At 39.4% G+C, this 18,709-nt stretch carries 16 protein-coding genes; 2 read left to right on the top strand and 14 right to left on the bottom strand.

Annotated features, from left to right (window positions below; all coding sequences use genetic code 11):
* Positions 1 to 2: 2 nt before the first annotated feature.
* The 7 genes from PARC_RS08845 to PARC_RS08815 all read right to left on the bottom strand — a co-directional run bounded on the left by PARC_RS08845 (position 3) and on the right by PARC_RS08815 (position 6,075).
* Complete coding sequence (locus PARC_RS08845) at positions 3 to 770, bottom strand: hypothetical protein (RefSeq protein WP_010552793.1); 768 nt, start codon at positions 768 to 770, stop codon at positions 3 to 5.
* Positions 771 to 867: 97 nt separating this feature from the next.
* Complete coding sequence (locus PARC_RS08840; protein ID WP_010552792.1) at positions 868 to 1,257, bottom strand: hypothetical protein; 390 nt, start codon at positions 1,255 to 1,257, stop codon at positions 868 to 870.
* 372 nt (positions 1,258 to 1,629) lie between these two features.
* Positions 1,630 to 2,307, bottom strand: coding sequence for a tetratricopeptide repeat protein (locus PARC_RS08835; protein WP_010552791.1), 678 nt, complete (start codon positions 2,305 to 2,307; stop codon positions 1,630 to 1,632).
* Positions 2,304 to 4,223: a pilus assembly protein N-terminal domain-containing protein gene (locus tag PARC_RS08830; protein WP_010552790.1), complete on the bottom strand. Its 1,920-nt coding sequence runs from the start codon at positions 4,221 to 4,223 to the stop codon at positions 2,304 to 2,306. Before PARC_RS08830 ends, PARC_RS08835 begins: the two co-directional genes overlap by 4 nt.
* A 213-nt stretch (positions 4,224 to 4,436) precedes the next feature.
* Positions 4,437 to 5,009 carry a MiaE family protein gene (locus PARC_RS08825; protein ID WP_007586685.1) on the bottom strand — a complete coding sequence of 191 codons (573 nt, stop codon included), beginning with the start codon at positions 5,007 to 5,009 and terminating at the stop codon, positions 4,437 to 4,439.
* Positions 5,010 to 5,056: 47 nt separating this feature from the next.
* A complete protein-coding gene (locus tag PARC_RS08820; protein ID WP_010552789.1) occupies positions 5,057 to 5,689 on the bottom strand; it encodes a sulfotransferase in 633 nt (210 codons plus the stop codon).
* A 14-nt stretch (positions 5,690 to 5,703) separates the two neighbouring features.
* Positions 5,704 to 6,075: an MAPEG family protein gene (locus PARC_RS08815; protein ID WP_007586689.1), complete on the bottom strand. Its 372-nt coding sequence runs from the start codon at positions 6,073 to 6,075 to the stop codon at positions 5,704 to 5,706.
* Positions 6,076 to 6,228: 153 nt separating this feature from the next.
* Here PARC_RS08815 and PARC_RS08810 point away from each other — a divergent pair, with 153 nt between their 5' ends.
* Positions 6,229 to 7,575, top strand: coding sequence for a DUF2254 domain-containing protein (locus tag PARC_RS08810; RefSeq protein ID WP_010552788.1), 1,347 nt, complete (start codon positions 6,229 to 6,231; stop codon positions 7,573 to 7,575).
* A gap of 134 nt (positions 7,576 to 7,709) precedes the next feature.
* Here PARC_RS08810 and PARC_RS08805 read toward each other — a convergent pair whose 3' ends face one another.
* The 3 genes from PARC_RS08805 to ggt all read right to left on the bottom strand — a co-directional run bounded on the left by PARC_RS08805 (position 7,710) and on the right by ggt (position 12,204).
* The gene (locus tag PARC_RS08805) at positions 7,710 to 8,435 is read right to left on the bottom strand and encodes an SIMPL domain-containing protein (RefSeq protein ID WP_010552787.1); all 726 of its coding nucleotides are present in this window, start codon (positions 8,433 to 8,435) and stop codon (positions 7,710 to 7,712) included.
* Between the two features lie 153 nt (positions 8,436 to 8,588).
* Positions 8,589 to 10,283, bottom strand: coding sequence for an NAD-dependent malic enzyme (locus tag PARC_RS08800; RefSeq protein WP_007586692.1), 1,695 nt, complete (start codon positions 10,281 to 10,283; stop codon positions 8,589 to 8,591).
* 142 nt (positions 10,284 to 10,425) lie between these two features.
* Entirely contained in the window at positions 10,426 to 12,204 is a 1,779-nt protein-coding gene (gene ggt, locus PARC_RS08795) for a gamma-glutamyltransferase (RefSeq protein ID WP_010552786.1), read from the bottom strand.
* Between the two features lie 97 nt (positions 12,205 to 12,301).
* Here ggt and rrtA point away from each other — a divergent pair, with 97 nt between their 5' ends.
* Positions 12,302 to 12,922, top strand: a complete 621-nt coding sequence (gene rrtA, locus PARC_RS08790; RefSeq protein ID WP_010552785.1) for a rhombosortase — start codon at positions 12,302 to 12,304, stop codon at positions 12,920 to 12,922.
* Between the two features lie 64 nt (positions 12,923 to 12,986).
* On the opposite strand, the gene PARC_RS08785 is transcribed toward rrtA, so the two are convergent.
* The 4 genes from PARC_RS08785 to purE form a co-directional block, all read right to left on the bottom strand.
* Entirely contained in the window at positions 12,987 to 15,491 is a 2,505-nt protein-coding gene (locus PARC_RS08785) for a S9 family peptidase (protein WP_010552784.1), read from the bottom strand.
* A 132-nt stretch (positions 15,492 to 15,623) separates the two neighbouring features.
* Positions 15,624 to 16,799 carry an endonuclease/exonuclease/phosphatase family protein gene (locus tag PARC_RS08780; RefSeq protein ID WP_010552783.1) on the bottom strand — a complete coding sequence of 392 codons (1,176 nt, stop codon included), beginning with the start codon at positions 16,797 to 16,799 and terminating at the stop codon, positions 15,624 to 15,626.
* 122 nt (positions 16,800 to 16,921) lie between these two features.
* Positions 16,922 to 18,070: a 5-(carboxyamino)imidazole ribonucleotide synthase gene (locus PARC_RS08775; RefSeq protein ID WP_010552782.1), complete on the bottom strand. Its 1,149-nt coding sequence runs from the start codon at positions 18,068 to 18,070 to the stop codon at positions 16,922 to 16,924.
* Positions 18,071 to 18,072: 2 nt separating this feature from the next.
* Positions 18,073 to 18,555: a 5-(carboxyamino)imidazole ribonucleotide mutase gene (gene purE, locus PARC_RS08770; protein WP_002962540.1), complete on the bottom strand. Its 483-nt coding sequence runs from the start codon at positions 18,553 to 18,555 to the stop codon at positions 18,073 to 18,075.
* Positions 18,556 to 18,709: the final 154 nt, after the last annotated feature.

Genomic DNA, 18,709 nt, shown 5'->3' with positions numbered 1-18,709 from the left:
ACTCACTTAGCTACATATACAGCTTCATTTTTAACGCCTTTAACCACTTCGATTGTGCGACTGGTTTGTAAGCGTGAAAAGTTTTGCAAACGACCTTGTTCAATGTCATAAGCGCTATGCACAATAATTGAAACTTTGTCGGCGTTATCTATACCCGCCAACGAATAAACATCTTTTGGAAGTACCGCAAGGACTAATGAAACACCGCCCGCAGCAGAATTAGACTCTTTAGCTAAATTATCCATTACGCCACTTTTTGCGGCTTGCGATTTAGGAGCTTTTGAAACACCAATAAGCTGTACATCACGGGCAACTGTTCTTACTAAGCGATTAGTTTTAGCGACTATGTCGAGTCGGTCACCTTTGTGTATACGCGAAAGCGGAATATCTAAGGTGTTTAGTTTTAAAGTATATAAAACACGCCCTGCAGGTATGGCTTCTGATAAGTTTTGGCTTTTCGCTCTAATAAAATCGGTGTCGAACAAGGGTTGTTCAACCATTTTGTTAGTTGCTAATTTTTGACCAATTAATGCACGCGGATTTTGAACGCTCAGTGCAATATTTGAATAGTTACTTGGATCTATACTTTTTTGCTCTACATCGTGAACGGTTACTATTTGACCGGCCGACATATTTTTGTTTACTACCCAGGCTGTTACGCTATTTTCATCGTTTACCTGTCTAATGCCCAAAGCCGAAGCTAACATGCCAGAGGTGATGAGTAATGTGAGAGCCGCAGTGGTTGCGCCTTTGTTACTTTTACTTTTCATAATATTCCTCCAGAGTAACTTTCACTGCCACACTTTTGTGGCAGTGAGCCTTAAGCTTGGTATTCAAACCTGGTTGCCTTATATTGGGTACCTTGCGTTAGTTACCTTGCGAACCGCCAGCTGCTGTACGTGTTGCAGCATCGCCGCTTGGTGTTGCATTAACAAGTGCGGCACTTTCACTAAAGTCTGATGCAACAAAAGTGAATGAACTGCCATCGCCTGCGTACACATCAACTGAATCCACAAACCCAGAGCCAGACACTTCAGCAGTGCCTTCGGCGTTAATCATGCCGTCAAATACATAGCTTTGGTCAAGTGAGCCAATTGCTTCAGCTACATCTTCAAGTTCGCTGGTTACCGAGTCACGTAATGTAGATAAACCAATTACAAGTGCTGCTACCATTGAAGTAGAAAGAATGATTAGCTCTGACGTTAGTACAAAACCTTTTTGCTTTTTGCTATTTAAGTTATGTTTAATAGTTTTCATAATCGTAGCCTTTAAATTAGAAGAGCTTATGCTCACTTTACATATTGCGAGGACCATGCCAGCTATAAATAACCATTAAATACAGTTAGTTATGTTTTTAATGGTTATTGTTTATTAGATATTTTCATTTTTGATTTGCAAAATGCAAATCAATATTAAAAATATTTTAGATAAATAATGCTAGGTTTACGTTATTGAAAGTATTATTAAAACTGATGAATAGTGTAAGGGGGAAATATTAAAAGCAATCTTGTGAGGTTATGTATAAAACGTAGGATGAGCGTAAGCTTTACTCCTATTTTTGATAAATAATAAAGTGATTTTGGCTCCTTAATAATGCCAAATTTTAGGTATAAAAAAGGCCCGAAGGCCTTAAGAATAACAATTACCTAAAACGGAGAGTTTACCGCGCCTAGCAAGTGCTTTTTTATGCGTGGGTTCTGCACGTAAAACTTGCTCATAGTAGCCACAGGCCAATAAATTATTGGTATTCGCTTCTTCAATTAACCCTTTATGGTAAAAATAGGCGGTGCTATTTAAACCAAACTTAACCGAAAGCTCTAAGTAGTTTGAAGCTATAACGTAACTGCCCTGAGCATAATGTATAGAGGCCATTTGCAGGTATGGTGAAGCATGTGTACCAAAAACATCAACGCCGTATTGAGCAATACTTTTTGCTTTAGCTAAATTACCTTGCTCTATTGCTAACGTAACCCCTAAAGTAATTGCATTTAATGGTGGATTAGCTTTATTCAGTAATGTGTTTATAACTTGTTGAGATTGATTAGCACGGCCACTTTTATAAAGTACGTAGGCCGATATCGACAGTATTGCCGTGTTATCGGGGTGTTCAAGCATTAACTGATTCACCTCATGCACTAGGTTTAAACAGTTACTTGCATTTATACCTTCACACTTTAATGGTTGGGCATTTAATTGGTATTTTTTAACGATGTCACTCAACGCGTTGTAAGGATTTACTGTTGGCTTGTAATCAATATGAGCGCAACCCGATAAAGTAAGCAGTAAAATAATATAAAATATTTTCATAGCCCTTGCTCCTGTATATAGCTAAGTACCTGGGTGTCTATATTTGCGTGCTCCCACGAACGTAATGTATTAATTGGCTCACGCACCAGGTTTGGAGTTACAACAATTATAAGCTCGCGGTTGTTTTCACTTTTACTGGTTGTTTCGCTTAACTTTCCTAGCATGCTATTGCCGTTGCCATCAGGTACAAAGTCGTGGCTTGCATTGTTATCGGTGCTAATTAAGCCACCAATAATAAGAGGTTGCCCGTCTTTTAAACGTGTTGATGTTTGCATGCTGCGTGTATTAAATGCACTGCTGTTTAAACTGCTGCCTGTACTTTGTGCAATTTCGGCGGTTAACGTGGTATCGGGTAATGAAATTACTGGGTTTAGATCAAGTGTTATTCTATCTTTGTCGTCAACCATGGCGCGTACATTTAATTCAACTCCGAATGATTTAAATTCTGTACCGCTAAACACCGACCCACTACTACCTTGCTGACCGCTTGTAATTCCAGATGGGCTATAACTTGTAGGTACAGGTACTTCACCACCGACTTTAAACACGGCACTTTCACCGGCTAAAACCGTGATTGTAGGGCGAGAAAGCGTTCGAGAAATACCTTCTTGTTCAAGTAATGAAAATAACATATCAATGGCAAACTGTGAGGTAGAAAGCTGTAAGTTATTAGTTAATTGACCACCAATTAATTGCAGCGCATTTTCTATTGTTGCAGAGCCAGATTCGCGATTAGTCATACCGTCACGGCCAAATAAGCCCGCTTCTTTTTCATATCCATTAGAGAGCACGCTAATATCTGGGCGCCATTGCTTTAACCTACGTTGATTTACTTCGTATAGCTGCACCGATACACGCACTTGCGGTAAATCTTCAACTTCAATACTTGACAAAACTTTACCGCCAGCCACTGACAGCAACGTTGCTCTTGCAATGTTTGAACTTACATTACTTAAATTTAATCCTGAGGTAGCATCATTTATTAAACCGCCTGACTCGTTGGCAAGTACTTCAATACCTGAACTTTTATCCTGCGTTGCGCCGCCCATTAAATTATTAGGATCAAGAGGAGAACCCTGAGTTTGTAATGCTTGCTCTGGTTCGAATAATTTATTAATTGTATTTAATAAGCGCACTAGCTCTATCTGGTTTTTTACAGAGCCGGAAAGTAAAAACACATCGTTGTCGTCATTTGATAACTCATCAACCGAGATGCGTTTAATGGTCACTTTATTTGCGCCCATTGATTTAATCACTTCGCTAATACGCTCTTCTTTTGGCTTGGGTGCTTGAGTTACTTTTATTAAATTAATAATAGCGACTTTACTCGAGTTTTGAGAGCTGCCGCCGTTTGCGTTACCCAAGCCTTGCAAGCGTTGAGCAAGTGAATTAAACATGCCTTGGTTAGGATTTGAGGTGATAACGGGTTGTGATGCTTGTGAGCTACTGGCATAAAGGTAGTTTTTTGCAGCTTCATAAGCGGCATGACGATAATTTATAGTAGGTACTTCACCGCGTAATACAACCGCATGGCGATCAGGCGCTATGGTTAGCTGTACGTCAGGATGGATGTCGTTTAAGGCATTTTCTAGTACGCTGTAGTCTTCGGTTACGCCAAGTAAAAATGTTTCAGAGCTTTTATCGTCGTACCACACCATCATAGATGTACGGCCCAACTTTTTAGCTAAAATTAGTAGCTCACGGCCATTTACCACGTTCACATCAAGTGTTGTTTCGTGGCCAAGTGCAATACGAGAAATATCACGGGTAAACACAAAGCGAGTATGCGTCCATTTAACTAAGTGCGATACTTTTTGTACCCGCTCACCATTTGCATTTTCTATATAATCTAAATGACTTTCACTGCCCATAGCGGTAAAAGATATTAGCAATAGTATAAAAATAAATTTTAACATAAGCCTTTCCCTCAATTTGCTTACTGTATAGGTAGCAAGTATGAGACCAAGGGTTTTTGTATTTATAATCAATGGATTAAGATGTATAAACGTGTTTTTTATTATTTTGATTCGCAAATTGCAAATCAACAATTCATGAAGAGGTTAACAAAGAAATAAGAGCAGAGGTGTGTGGCGCAAAGCGAGTGAAAATACGCTTTACGCTAGTTTTAATTAATGCAAAGCGGCTGTAAACGGGATGCTTTCACAGATTTTAGCTTCAGCTATAAGCAGCTCTTCTAGACGAACATCAACTTCTTCTTTTTCAAAGTATTCGTAAGCTAGTTCTACAAATAGGTTTTTATGTTTTTCTTCTGACTTAGCAATAGCAACATAAAAATCTTTTTCTTTACCCTCAGGAAGCGCTTGTGCAACTAAAGAAAAACGCTCGTGGCCACGTGCTTCAATTACACCGCCAACCAGTAATCGGTCCATTAAAAAACCATCACGACCATGTCTAAACAGTGCACGTATTTGTTTTATGTACGGATCTTTTTTGTCGTCACCTAGGTTTACATCGCGCTCTAAAAGCAATTTAAGTACTTGTTTAAAGTGTATTAATTCTTCTAGCGCTAAATCGGTCATAGCTTTTACTAATTTACGTTTGTCTGGATAATGCGAAAGCATAGACATAGCCATACCCGATGCTTTTTTTTCTGCAGCGGCGTGATCTTGTAAAAAAGTATTAAAGTCAGCAAGGACAACTTCGGTCCATTCAAATGGGGTGTGGTATTTTAATTCAAACATGTTCTGTACAACTTAAATAATAATGCGGGGATTTTAACGTATTTGATTTAAAAAATCTTGTAAGGCAGTAATTTATCTATCCGTCCTTTAGCGGTAGATTCAACTTTTAACGGGTGTTTAATATCGTTCCACGCGGTAACTTTGCCACCCATATTCATTTTTTCAAAATCAGTTTTATCACTTTTTAACGCTAAAAAATTGCATAGCTTTTTATAGCCATCAGGCTTTGCTATATCAATGGATAAAAAATCGTGATCACGGTTCTTAAAGTACGTTTGAGCATCATTAAAATGTGTTTTATAGCAGTGAGCTAAGTAACTATCGTCGCTAATATTATTAAGCGAAAGCTCACTAAACGTATTTAAATAACAGCGTTTTATATGAATATTAAAGCCCCCGTCTGCACGGGTTAAATTAGTGTGCATACGCGTTAAAAGCTGTTTTATTGATACAAGCCATGCACCAAGTTCGCGCTCTAAATAAATAAATTTAGAGTGTGGGTAATGAATATCAAGCGCTTTAAAGTCATTAAATATGGGAGTGTCGGCAATCGCGTTAGCATTTTCAAAACAAGCATTAGTATACGCGGTATGCGCCGTTGTAATACCAAGCTCTAAAAATGCGTGGCACACACTAGTAGTGCCGGTACGTGGTAAACCTATTATAAATATTTTGCTCATTAACTTTTCTTTAATTATCCGCGTGTCACTAGCAATACAAAGGCGCTAACAATAATCACTAAAAATGTAGTAATGGTACCAATTTGGCGATATTTCAGGCTTTTTTCTACTATGCCTAAATTTTGAAACACACGGCCTATTAATAACGCACCACCTAATATATGACAGTAATGGCTAGCAAGCCCTTGGTACTCTGCTAAAAAAAGCAAAATCAAAGCAATTGGCACGTACTCCATAAAGTTAGCGTGGGCACGCACAGCACGTTGTAGCGTTGCGTTACCATTATCACCAAGTGATATCTGCTCCGCGCGGCGCACTTTTATTACGTTAAAGCTCAAATAAATGTAAAAGAATGCAAGTAATGCAGCATAAGTTGAAATGATCACGGCGTTTTCCTGTTATTTTTATCGCATAAGCATGCGCTTTATTATTGTGGGCGTGATAATAACATATAAATTTGAGCAGCATTATCAGAAGTTTAATAAATGCCTATGCTAAGCTAAGGGTATTAAGTAAGTAGAAAAATACATAAGGATTTTATGTTTGTACCTCGCAAAGTAGCCGACAGTTACCGTGAAATGATTAACAGTATTGGCTTTTACCCTTCTATGCTTTCAGTGGGCTTTTTAGTATTTGCCATTATAACTATGTCGGTTGAATATTTAGCCCCTATTGAGCAGCTAAAATCGTTTATATCGGTTGTACTTGTTGATAGCGCCGAAAACGCGCGTACTATTTTAAGCACTTTAGCGGGTAGTATTATTTCGCTTACCGTGTTTAGTTTTTCGATGGTAATGGTGGTTTTAAATTCGGCCAGTGCGAGTTTATCGCCCCGCGTAGTGCCTGGGCTTATTACGCGTAAATCACACCAAATGGTTTTGGGATTTTATTTAGGCAGCATAATTTACTCAATTATTATGCTTATAAATATTAATAAACTTGAAGGTGGCAGTACGGCTATTCCTTCAATTGGTGTGTTGTTTGCACTTATTTTTGGTTTGATTTCATTAGGTTTGTTTGTATTTTTTATACATTCAATCTCTCGTGCCATTCAGGTTGATAACGTATTAAATGGCTTGTTTAGCCAAACTAAAAACGAAATTAAAACAATAATACAAAGACAGCAAGAGAACCCAGTTGAAGACTTTCCAGACTTTAGCAAGTGGCATTCGGTAAGCAGTAAAACAGAGGGATATTATAAAGGCGTACATACCGATAAGCTGTGTGCCATTTTGGCAGAGCAAGATATAAAGGTGTATATCTCTGTTAACCAAGGCTATTTTACAGTTAAAGGCTATCCGTTTTTAAAATGTAATAAAGATATAGCAAACGATGAAGAGTTGATAAATAAAATTCTCGACTGCTTTATTTTTTATATAGAAGAGTACATCAGCGATCATTACCGTTATGGGTTAACGCAAATATCAGAAATTGCAGTTAAGGCAATGAGCCCGGGCATAAACGATCCAGGTACTGCGGTTAAATCAATTGATATGCTGAGTATTTTACTTATCCAAAGGCTGTCAATTAACGATATTAACTACTCGTTTAAGCACAGTGATAATGCCCCATTGTTATACCTTCATGAAACAAGCTTTGATGAGTTATTACACGACAACTTTACACCGCTGCGTAATTACGCCAAAGGCGATGCATACGTAATGACAAACGTGCTTGAGGCATTTAAAAATATTTTGTTTGTTGCCCATAAAGATACCGATGCACGCAACAGTTTATTTAATTATTTAAATGCGATTGTTGATGACATAAATGAACATGTAACTAATGAATACGACAGACGCGAAGTGACTAATATGCTCAACTCAATAGCGCGTATTAGCCAAGAGCAAGGTGAGAAGTTGGTGGCACGATTTGAGCACCACTAGGGCGTGTTGAATTATTTGGATTGAAATTTGTTCAATCTAGGGGCGATTAAATCGCGGCGCGAGGTTTGTAACCTAGTGGGCTAAGTAAAAACCGAGCAACATAGAGTTAATCGTCCCTAGGAAGAACCTATATTTTAATCTATGTAGTACACAGCATAGCTTGACGCTGTTACTTTAATCTCTCCAGCATGGTAGGCATCAGGTACATAGTTACTTGGTGCGCTATCAGCCATCATTACTTTTTCTGCACGCATGTACGGCTGCGACTGCACATTGAGTGGACTTAGTGACGCGCTGTACAATCCTTTTAAATCAACGCCATAATCTTCACTAAACTCTTTTGCTGCATCCCGTGCGTCTTTAATTGCTAACTTTTGCGCTTTTTTATGCAGCTCGTTGTAGTTACTTACTAAAAATTGCGTTTGATTAATTTCGTTAATACCGTTGTTAACTAAGCTTTGTAGTAACTCAGGGTATTTATTTATATCGCTAAGTTTTACAGTTAATGTACGAGAAACCTTAAAGCCTTTAAATTCTTGATTACCGGTAGTGCGGTTGTATTGGCTATCACGGTTTATTGAAATTTGTCCGGCGTTTATATCTCCCTCTTTAACACCAATTTCTTTTACGAGCTTAATTGCTTTAGCGATGGTTAAGTCGGTTTTATTTTTAGCAGCAATTAAGTCTTTATCAACTTCAGTAATACCTACGCTAAGCTGTACGTAATCTGGCATTGTAGTAAGAGTAGCTTCGCCTTTAACATAAATATGAGGAGCATCGGGAGTCGCTGCCGCAAGTGCATCAAAACTAAGTACGTTTAAAGCCAGTGCACTACCTAAAACAAGAGTCAGTGTTTTCATTAAGTCGATCCTTTAATTATGTAAATGCTATTAAAGACCTTACGTGGTTAATTAAATATGAACAAGCACAAAAAAACAGGCAATTGCCTGTTTTTTGTTAAGCGTTGCACTAATGCTATTACGCCATTTACTTAAAATTACGTATAAACGTTATTAAACACTACAACGTTTATAGTTACGGTATTTTGGTAACCAGTAATTTTTGTCGATTGCTGCCCATAACGCATCATCAGTAATCTCAAGAGCAACGCCCTCCTCGATTGCTTTTTTAGCAATGGCAAATGCAATACGCTTACTTAGCGTTTCAATTTCAGTCAGGGCTGGTAATAAACTACCTTTACCTGTGTTGGCACGCGGCGACGACTCTGCAAGCATTTCGCTAGACACACTTAACATAGCATCTGTAATGCGTGTTGCTTTAGCTGCAATAACCCCTAAACCAATACCAGGAAAAATATAGCTATTGTTACATTGTGGGATTGGGAAAATTTCACCGTTGTGTTCAACCGGATCAAACGGGCTACCTGTTGCAACAAGCGCTTTACCGTCAGTCCACTTAATCACATCAGCAGGATGCGCTTCTACCTGCTTAGATGGATTACTCAATGGGAAAATAATTGGCTGTTCACAACCGGCGTGCATTGCACGAATAGCTTGCTCAGTAAACAAACCAGGTTGGCCTGAAACACCAATTAAAATGTCTGGTTGTGCACAGTGCATAACATCAAGAAGTGATGCGTATTCACCGCTGTAAGTCCAATCACTTAACGAGCCTTGTGGTTGTGCAAGTGCTTGTTGGAAATCGCGTAAGCCTTCCATACCCTCACTAAGCAAACCAAAGCGGTCAACCATAAATACTTGGCTACGCGCTTGAGCTTCTGTAATACCTTCAAAAACCATTTGGCTAATAATTTGCTCAGCAATACCACAACCAGCAGAACCTGCACCCACAAAAACTACTTTTTGTTGGCTTAGGGTTGAATTTTTAACACGACACGCAGCAAGTAAAGAACCGACCGTTACAGCCGCAGTACCTTGAATGTCATCGTTAAAACTACAAATTTCATTGCGGTAGCGCTTAAGTAATGGCATTGCATTTGGCTGTGCAAAATCTTCAAACTGAAGTAATACATTCGGCCAGCGACGTTTAACCGCTTTAATGAATAAATCTAAAAACTCATCGTATTCGTCTTGAGCAATACGCTTATGGCGTGCACCCATGTACATAGGATCGTTTAAAAGCTTTTCGTTATTAGTACCCACATCAAGCATTACAGGCAATGTGTATGCTGGGCTTATACCGCCACACGCTGTATAAAGTGACAATTTACCAATTGGAATACCCATGCCACCAATACCCTGATCGCCTAGGCCTAAAATACGCTCGCCATCGGTTACAACAATAACTTTTACTTTACCTTTGGTAGCGTTGCGTAAAATGTCGTCAATTTGGTAACGATCTTCATACGAAATAAATAAGCCACGTGCGCTGCGGTAAATGTCTGAGAATTTTTCACAAGCATCGCCCACTGTCGGTGTGTAAATGATTGGCATCATTTCTTCAAGGTGGTCACGTACTAAACGGTAGTAAAGTGTTTCGTTGTTATCTTGAATCGCACGTAAGTAAATATGCTTATTAAGGTTGTCGGTAAAGCTAGAATACTGCTGATAACAACGCTCAACTTGCTCTTCTATTGTTTCAAAGCGAGGAGGAAGTAAACCAGCAAGATTGAAATTTTCGCGTTCTTTTTTACTAAAGGCGCTGCCTTTATTTAATAGCGGTGTTTCAATTAGGCCAGGGCCAGAATGATGAATATATAAGTAGTTAGGATCAGTATTAGTTGTCATATTTCCAGGCTTTAACGGAGTCTTAAGTTATGATCTGTCATTATCAGTGTTAGAGGTTTAATTGCAACGACAATTAAGCTAGTCAGACCATTGAGAGAAAATACATGCGGGCTTCACTGCCCGCATGTATATTATACATAATTTAAAATTTGATAGTGGCGTTATTATCAGTTAAATCAGATAACGCAACACCTTCACGGCGCGGATCAGCGCCACCATATAAGGTATTATTTTTAACTTCAACTGCGTGTAAGCCTGAGTTTAAATCAATAATACGTACATTGTGGCCGCGTTTAGTAAGCGCAGGCGCAATGGCTTCAATGGTTGTGCCTTTTTCAAGGCTGGTGTAATCGTTACGATTTGTTGTACGCGGTAAGTTAATAGCGTCTTGTGCTGATAAATTCCAGTCAATAACACCCACAACAACTTGTGCAACGTAATCGATGATACGACTACCACCAGGTGAGCCTACAATTAAACGTAAGCTGCCATCTTTATTAAATACCATTACCGGTGACATAGAGCTACGCGGGCGTTTACCAGCCTCTACACGGTTTGCTACTAGCTTACCGTTTTTACGTGGCGATAACGAAAAGTCAGTTAGTTGGTTATTTAAAATAAAGCCATTAACCATAACAGTAGAGCCAAACGCCATTTCAATTGAACTGGTCATCGAAACTGCATTACCTTTGCTATCTACAATAGAGACATGCGAAGTAGAAGGTAACTCGTATGAATCATCCATTGCATAACTTAAGTACCCTACTGGATTACCGGCTACGGCTTTTTGGTCTGTTTCGGTAATTAATTTAGCGCGTGAGGCAATGTAATCTTTGTTTAAAAGCTCTTGTGTAGGTACTTGAGTGAAATCGGGATCGCCCATGTACATATCGCGATCGGCAAATGCAATACGCGAAGCTTGGCTAAAGTAATGAATCGCTTTTTCGCCATTTGGTTTAAGTGCGCTCATATCTTTATGCTCAAGTAGGCCAAGCATTTGTAGTACTGCTACACCGCCACTACTTGGTGGCGCCATAGAACACACGTTATAAGCACGGTATTGTATACATACCGCATCACGTTCTTTACTTTTGTAATCTGCTAAATCTTGCACACTTAATTTACCAGGGGCAACTTTAGAGTGCTGTACAGCATTAACCATTTGTTTAGCGTTTTCGCCTTTGTAAAATGCATCAATGCCCTGCTTTGCAATGTCTTTGTATAAATCAGCAAGTGGTTGATTCTTTTTAACGCTACCCGCTTCGATTAATTTACCATTTGGGTAAAAGTATTCGTTAATAATCGGCATACTCAATACGCCTGGGTTTAACTGGCGTGCTAATAAGCCATGTAAACGCGGAGAAATTACAAAGCCTTGCTCTGCAAGTTCAATAGCCGGTTTAAAAAGCGCTTCCCACGGCAATGTACCGTATTGTTTATGCGCGCTTGCAAAGGCATGTAAAATACCAGGCACACCAACAGAGCGTCCGCCTACTACAGCTTCAATCCATTTAACGGCTTTACCGTGTTTATCTAAAAACAGCGTTTCGTCTGCATTTGCAGGTGCTGTTTCGCGGCCATCAAAACTAGTCAGCTTATTGTTTGCTTTGTTGTAGTACATCATAAATGTACCACCGCCAATACCTGAGGATTGCGGTTCAACTAAAGTAAGCACTAGTTGAGTAGCAATGGCAGCATCTACGGCACTGCCGCCTTGGGCTAAAATTTGTTGACCGGCTCTTGAGGCATATGGATTTGCCGCAGCAACCATGTATTTATCACCTTGCACCACTTTTTTATGGATTAATCCAGTAGCGGCTTCAGGTTCGCGAGTTTCAATTTGAGTTGCTTGCTGTGCAAATGAAGGCAGTGATACTGCGCACAGTCCAATGGCAAATAATGAGTTAAGTTTAAAATGCATAAAAATACTAAAAACACTTAATTACGTAGTTGTATTTGGCATCTTAAAGTTAAACGGGCACAATATGCAAAAATTTTGACTAAAAAAATATAATAAAATGCTTAATTTACCTATTCAACCACGTTATATATTACCGCCTATTATTCTGCTGCTATTTAGTACCATTTTTGCTGCATTTGATTTAAATAATTTACTTGAATTTAACCGAAGCCTAATTGATAAAGGCGAACTGTGGCGAATCTTTTCTAGCCAATTTGTTCATGCTAATTGGGCTCATTTGGGACTAAATGCCAGTGGTGTTTTATTAATATGGCTTTTACATGGCGAATACACATCACCTACTCGCTACGCTTTTAATACAAGTGCGCTGGCGCTGTGGTGTGGACTCGGTGTTTACTGGTTTTGCCCAAGCATACATATTTACACCGGATTAAGTGCTCTACTGCATGGTGTAATTATTTGGGGCGCAGTTAAAGATATAACTGTAGGGCTTAAGTCGGGTTATTTATTATTTGTAGGCGTATGGATTAAAATAGCGTTTGAGCAATTTAGCGGCCCTAATGCTGATATAGGAAAGCTTATTAACTCCACTGTGGCTATTGATGCACATTTAATTGGTGTAATTGGCGGGACTCTGCTTGCCATACCACTGGCTATAGAGCTCCTTAAAAAAACTTTAAAAAGAAAAAATAAAGTTAGATTTTGTTCAACCCAATAAAAACGCCGCATTAGTTAACTAAACTAATGCGGCGTTTTTGTTTTTATACTTTAAGAATTAAAGATTAAAGCGTTTCTTTAAATAATTTATGAATACGGCGGTATTCGTCTAACCAACTTGAAGGCTGTACAAAACCATGTGGTTCAACAGGGAATATAGCTGTTTCAAAGTTTTGTTTTTCAAGCTCTATTAAGCGCTGTACTAAACGCACTGAGTCTTGGAAGAACACGTTATCGTCAACCATGGGTGCGTTAATTAATAAACGTTTGTTTAAACCCTCAGCGTAATAAATTGGCGAGCTGCGCTCATATGCAATCGGGTCAACATCAGGATGGTTTAATATATTAGCCGTATAACCTGTGTTGTAATGTGCCCAGTCGGTAACAGGTCGTAGTGCCGCACCCGATTGAAATAACTCAGGCGCGGTAAACAATGCCATAAAGGTCATAAAGCCGCCGTAAGAGCCACCATAAGTACCGACCGCTTTGGTATCAACGTTGGCATTTTGCACCATCCATTTAACGCCATCGGCTAAATCTTGTGTTTCAGGTGTGCCCATTTGACGATAAATCGCGGTGCGCCAATCACGGCCGTAACCTTTAGATGCGCGGTAATCCATATCCATTACTATGTAACCTTCATCAGCGAGCAATGAATGGAACATAAATTCACGAAAATAAACCGAAAATCCCATATGTGAGTTTTGTAAGTAACCCGCGCCGTGATTAAAAATAACCGCTTTGCGATTTTTACCTACTTCACCTTCTACGTAATCAGCTGGGTAGTACACTTTTGCGTATATTGGTTGATCTGTATGGCTCGATGTCACAGCAACAATTTTAGGTGCAGTTAGCTTTTTAGCTAAAAACTCATCCGACACAGTATGCGTTAATCGCGTTGCTTTCGTATTGGCTTGAGCATCAGCTACATAAAGCTCATTAGGCATGGTAATTGTAGAGTGCTTAAGGAGTAACTTGCTTTCATCTGGGCTTAACGTGTAATCAGTCATGCCATTTAAGTCAGTAACTTGCTCGCTATTACCTGTTTGTGGGTTAACACGGTAAATTTCGTACAGACCTGGGTGCTCAACATTCGCTTTATAATAAATTGCGCTGTCGTCGCTGGTAAGCGTTAAGTTAGAAACCTCAAATTGGCCTTGTGTAAGCGCGGTTGCTTTACCGTTAATTGGTTTTTTATAAAGCTGGCTGTAACCCGACTCTTCCGATAGGTAATAAAGCGTGTTCGAGTTATGTAACCAGCCAAAGTCGTTAAACGCGTAAGCAATCCATGCATCGTCATGCAGGCGATGTTGCGACACAAGTTTGTTGCTTTTAAAATCAACGGTAGCAAGCCAGCGGTCTTTGTTGTCCCATGCTTCAAGCATGACAGCCACTTGCGAGCCGTCATCGTTCCATACTATTGGGCTTTGCTCAAAACCCCAGTCCATAATAAGGTTAATGCCACGAGGCGCCTTTTTAGACTTATATGTTTTACCTTTCCGTGCATAGTTTTCTTTTTTAACTGCGGCTAAAACATCTTCATCAAAGCCCGGTAAGGTATTAAAGCTAAGTGATGTTTGCTCTTTGTTAGTTAAATTGATGTACACAAGCTTTGAGGTTTCTTCTTTAGCGTCGGCTACTCGGCGGCGTGCTTTTTTAGGTTCTATAGTGGCGTCATTTGTAATGTAGTTAGGCATAATATCGCCATCACCGCGCCAATCTGTTTGCTTTTGTACAACGACTAACAGCGCATCACCATTTGGCGAAAGCTGTGCTTCTGCAACTTTATTACCGTCACCTAAGTAGTAAGCCGTATTAGCAATTGAATCGTTTTGTTCATTAACTTGCTCACTGCGCGCTTGCTTATCTTTTTTATTTTTTTGTTGAAGCGCCACAAATTTAATCAATTTATGCTGCTCTTTAGCAATATACGTGCTTGGCTCTTCAATACCTTTTGGCTCATCAGCAAGTTTTAAGTTAGCAAGCTCGCTCGTTAAGCCTGTTTTTAAATCAACTTTAAAAAACACATTGCCTTGGCGGTAAACTAAATCGCCATTATTTAAAAATTGTGGTTTAGATTCGCTTGCTGATGTCGCTGTAATTTGTTTAAGTTCACCGGTTTTTAGGTTTGTAACAAACACATTGCCTTTAAACGTGTAGGCCGCCATTGTTTTATTTTTTGAATAAACAGCTTTATTTGAACCCACAGTATGAAGTTTATTAAGTGCTACCTGCTCTGCTGTTTGGCTAGTAACCGATTGGCTAAATAAATCGCGTAGTGTATTACCTTGCTCTTTTTGAGCATAAATAATAGTAGCCGAATCGCTAGCCCAATAAGCGCTCTCTGGCTGATTGCCCATCCAATCAGGATCGGCCATTGCTTGTTCTAGCGTTATTTTTTGTGAGCCGATATCTGCTGACGTGTTTACAACCGCAGCAACCGATGTTGCTGGTAAAGCACTTTGCTGTGTTGATGAGGTGTTAGCGGTCGCGCTACAACCTGCAAGCATGACACTTGAGGCAACAGCTAAGGCCACTAACGTTTTAGATGAAGAAAAATTAAAAATCATAGTGCTTCTATACGGTTATTATAATTAAGCCGTATTTAAGCAGAAGCACTCAAGTTATTGCAATTTTTTAAGATAAATAGCCATTAAACAGGGTAAAGCTCAGTTTACTAGCGCATCCCCTGTTAATAGGCGTTATTCAACGATTAAATCAAGCCACACCAGTCGATGATCGCTCGATGCGTTTCTATCTTTAATTAAACGATATTCATCGCTAGTTTTAGTTGGCCAAAACACACCACCGTCTTTAATTTTTAAGCCGTAGTTTGACGGTAAAACGTAATCAACACGCGCTTGCCAATTAGCACTGTAATTTTGTGCATAAGGCACATCATACTGCTCTTTAGCGCCCTCACTTTTTGGAACAAACTGAGCGTTCATCAATGGGTTTTTAAGTAGTTGGTCGGTGGTATTTGTGCGGGCTTTATCGCCCTCTGGTGCGGCGTTTAAATCGCCTAAAATAACAAACCGAGAGTAAGCTTTTAAACCGCCCTTTTCGCCTTTATCATCGTAAATATACTTAGCGTTTGAAACGTAATCGGCAATTAACCTTACTTCATCGTGGTTACGTTTGCCGTTTCTATCCTCTTCACCGTCAAATACAGGGGGTGTTGGGTGAGATGCAATAACATGAATGGTTTTATCATTTACGTTAATAGGTAAATCCCAAAACGATTTAGAGCTAAGTCTTAACGCTTGCCATTCTTGTGTGTTATACCAGTTTTCGCCTGTTTTAGGCATTACGGGCATTTGTGCATTTGGCATGTCTTTATATTTAAAGGTTTGAAGGGTTCTTACTTTATCAAAATCGATTGGGTATTTTGACAAAATAGCCATACCGTAATGGCCTTCAAAAAAGCCAAAACCTTGTGCATCGCCCATCACGCCATTTTTCTTGCCATCGTTATCTAAATCAAACTCAGTGGCTAGGCCTGTATTTACAGGGGCAATATAAGAGTAAGGGTAATTAATAGCGGCTTGTTTTTGCTGACCTACATTTAAATAATGTTGATTAAAGTATTCAATTCCCTGCTCTTTTGGGATGTAATCAAATTCGTTAAGTAAAATAATATCAGGGCGAACACGTTGAATAATTTCCGCTATGTTCTTAATTTGCTGGTGGTTTGCTTTAAGTGCATTAACTAAAGCATCACTTTTAACTTGCTCACCTTTAGGGGTGTGATTAGTTGCATCCATACTTACATTAAAAGTAGCAACACGAAGAGAGTCTGATGCAAATGCACTGTTACTAAAAAAAGGACTAAAAGAAGCGGCAACAAGTAGTGCGCTATAAATTGCTTTAAGTTTCATTAAATAATTTCACTGTAAAATTTTAGACTCAATCATTATTTCACAATCTAGGTAACCTTGCGCTTTTTTTAAGTACAAAAAAATGCCGAGCAAGCTCGGCATTTAATAAAACGGTTAGCCATTTAATGAAGGATTAAATTTGCCGCCGCTTTTAAAATACCTGGGTAGTCTTGCTCAGGTAAATATTCAGTAAGCTCACCTAATTTATCTGCTAGATCGTTCATGCTAGTGGCCGATACGTTTATATGGCCCATTTTACGACCTGGTTTTGCAGTTTTACCGTACCAGTGGCTAGTCACATCTGCATATTTTAGTACGTCAGCTGGGATATTAGGTTGCCCTAGTACGTTTATCATCGCGGTAATGTGTTTAAGCTCTGTATTACCAAGCGGTAAACCTGCAACAGCACGCATGTGGTTTTCAAACTGTGAGCAATGGCAGCCTTGTTGCGTCCAGTGGCCTGAGTTATGTACGCGCGGTGCAATTTCGTTAACGAGTAACGTGCCATGTACATCAAAAAACTCAATAGCTAACACGCCAACGTAGTTAAGCTCATTTGCTATTTTTGTAAATGCATCGTTTGCTTGCGCTTCAACGCTATGATTATTTTTACCGGCAATAGAAAGCGTTAATACACCATTGGTGTGCTCATTTTCTGTTAGCGGATAAATAGCAACATTACCGTGTTTATCGCGCGCACCAATAATAGATACTTCACGATCAAACGGGATCATTTTTTCAGCAATAATTGTATGTGGCGCAAGCTCGGTGCCCGATGCAATAAAATCAGCCATTTGTGACCAAATTTCGTCTATTTGACTATCCGATTTTAAACGCCATTGGCCTTTTCCATCGTAACCCGCTTGGCATGTTTTAATAACAAGTGGCTTGCCGAGGGTTTTAACTGCGTGTTCAAGATGCGCTTTTTCAGTAATTAATTGATACGGCGCACAAGTTACGTTTGTTTTATCAAGCAATGCTTTTTCAAGCGAGCGATCGCCACCGGTTTTAATAGCGGCTTTCCCTGGGTAGAACTTATTGCTGTTACAGCAAAGTGTTAGTACGTCATCAGGAATGTGCTCAAACTCTGCAGTAATTGCATCAGCGTTTAATATTGCTTGTTCAAGTGACGTACTATAAACCTCACCAGTTAGCGGATGCTTAATTTGCTTGCTGCCTACATCGTATGCAACCACATTTAAATTAAGCGGCGCGCCTGCAAGACTCATCATACGTGCAAGTTGCCCTGCACCTAATATTAAAATATTCATTATTACTCTGCAGGGTTTGGATTAGCTAATATAGTGTCGGTTTGAGCTTTACGAAACGCTTCAATTTTTGCAAAAATTTCTGGATTTTGGCACCCTAAAATTTGTGCGGCTAGTAAACCTGCGTTTGCTGCGCCCGGCTCACCAATTGCAAGTGTGCCCACTGCAACGCCTTTAGGCATTTGGCAAATAGATAAAAGTGAATCAACACCATTTAATGCTTTTGATTTTACAGGCACGCCCAGTACAGGAAGCGATGTAAAAGCAGCAGCCATACCTGGTAAATGAGCCGCGCCGCCAGCGCCAGCAATAATAACTTTAATACCGCGTTCTGCGGCTGAACTTGCGTAATCAGCAAGTAATTGAGGAGTGCGGTGTGCAGACACGACTTTAGTTTCGTACTTAATGCCAAAATGCTCAAGCATAAGTGCTGCATGTTCCATGGTTGGCCAATCTGATTTAGAACCCATAATAATGCCAACAGTCATAAATACTCCTCAGTAATGTATTTTTAAAATAGCGGACTTATGTCCTGTTTAAGCCGGGTATTATACCCAAAGCCATATTAATTGCGACTAATACAAAGCCACAAAAACAAAAAAGCCATGTTTAAACATGGCTTTTTAGGGTTAACGGGTAAAT

This window comes from Pseudoalteromonas arctica A 37-1-2 (genome assembly GCF_000238395.3).
Classification (GTDB): Bacteria; Pseudomonadota; Gammaproteobacteria; order Enterobacterales; family Alteromonadaceae; genus Pseudoalteromonas; species Pseudoalteromonas arctica.
The sequence above is the reverse complement of the archived record's forward strand: the minus strand, read 5'-3'. Positions and strand labels throughout refer to the sequence as shown.

Excerpts from the sequence above, each read along its gene's own strand:
- PARC_RS08845 (WP_010552793.1), bottom strand. The coding sequence starts at position 770 with ATGAAAAGTAAAAGTAACAAAGGCGCAACCACTGCGGCTCTCACATTA.
- PARC_RS08840 (WP_010552792.1), bottom strand. The coding sequence starts at position 1,257 with ATGAAAACTATTAAACATAACTTAAATAGCAAAAAGCAAAAAGGTTTT.
- PARC_RS08835 (WP_010552791.1), bottom strand. The coding sequence starts at position 2,307 with ATGAAAATATTTTATATTATTTTACTGCTTACTTTATCGGGTTGCGCT.
- PARC_RS08830 (WP_010552790.1), bottom strand. The coding sequence starts at position 4,223 with ATGTTAAAATTTATTTTTATACTATTGCTAATATCTTTTACCGCTATG.
- PARC_RS08825 (WP_007586685.1), bottom strand. The coding sequence starts at position 5,009 with ATGTTTGAATTAAAATACCACACCCCATTTGAATGGACCGAAGTTGTC.
- PARC_RS08820 (WP_010552789.1), bottom strand. The coding sequence starts at position 5,689 with ATGAGCAAAATATTTATAATAGGTTTACCACGTACCGGCACTACTAGT.
- PARC_RS08810 (WP_010552788.1), top strand. The coding sequence starts at position 6,229 with ATGTTTGTACCTCGCAAAGTAGCCGACAGTTACCGTGAAATGATTAAC.
- PARC_RS08805 (WP_010552787.1), bottom strand. The coding sequence starts at position 8,435 with ATGAAAACACTGACTCTTGTTTTAGGTAGTGCACTGGCTTTAAACGTA.
- PARC_RS08800 (WP_007586692.1), bottom strand. The coding sequence starts at position 10,283 with ATGACAACTAATACTGATCCTAACTACTTATATATTCATCATTCTGGC.
- ggt (WP_010552786.1), bottom strand. The coding sequence starts at position 12,204 with ATGCATTTTAAACTTAACTCATTATTTGCCATTGGACTGTGCGCAGTA.
- rrtA (WP_010552785.1), top strand. The coding sequence starts at position 12,302 with ATGCTTAATTTACCTATTCAACCACGTTATATATTACCGCCTATTATT.
- PARC_RS08785 (WP_010552784.1), bottom strand. The coding sequence starts at position 15,491 with ATGATTTTTAATTTTTCTTCATCTAAAACGTTAGTGGCCTTAGCTGTT.
- PARC_RS08780 (WP_010552783.1), bottom strand. The coding sequence starts at position 16,799 with ATGAAACTTAAAGCAATTTATAGCGCACTACTTGTTGCCGCTTCTTTT.
- PARC_RS08775 (WP_010552782.1), bottom strand. The coding sequence starts at position 18,070 with ATGAATATTTTAATATTAGGTGCAGGGCAACTTGCACGTATGATGAGT.
- purE (WP_002962540.1), bottom strand. The coding sequence starts at position 18,555 with ATGACTGTTGGCATTATTATGGGTTCTAAATCAGATTGGCCAACCATG.